The sequence below is a fragment of the Streptomyces barringtoniae genome, from assembly GCF_020819595.1.
GTDB classification, from domain to species: Bacteria; Actinomycetota; Actinomycetes; order Streptomycetales; family Streptomycetaceae; genus Streptomyces; species Streptomyces barringtoniae.
In genome coordinates this window covers 1-343 of sequence record NZ_JAJHNP010000123.1, presented here as the reverse complement: position 1 = coordinate 343, position 343 = coordinate 1, and the positions used below count along the sequence as shown (strand labels likewise).

General features: G+C 69.7%; 1 protein-coding gene. It reads left to right on the top strand.

Annotated elements, in window-relative coordinates; translation table 11 throughout:
- On the top strand, nucleotides 1–343 hold a 343-nt coding region (locus LMU33_RS41005; protein WP_228627222.1), incomplete at both ends, for an acyl carrier protein.

The window sequence follows — 343 nt, the reverse complement described above, 5'->3', positions numbered from 1 at the left end:
CTGGCGATGCGGGCGCTGGAGCAGGCTGTGGGCCTGGGTGAGCTCGGTGATCCGGCGCTGTGTGTGGTGGACCTGGACTGGGAACGCTTCGCGTCCGGCTTCACCGCCGTACGACCCAGCACACTCCTCGACGAACTGCGGCTCGTCCAGGCGTCGTCGGAGGCCTCCCGCGCCGAAAACGACCAGCAGCACTCCGTGCGCGACTCGTCGTCGCTCGCCGACCGCTTGGCCGACCTCGGTGACGTCGAACGCGAGAAGGAACTGCTGGACCTGGTGCGGGCCCAGGTCGCGGCCGTGCTCGGGCACAGTGGTGGCGATGCCGTGCATGGTGACCGTGCGTTCC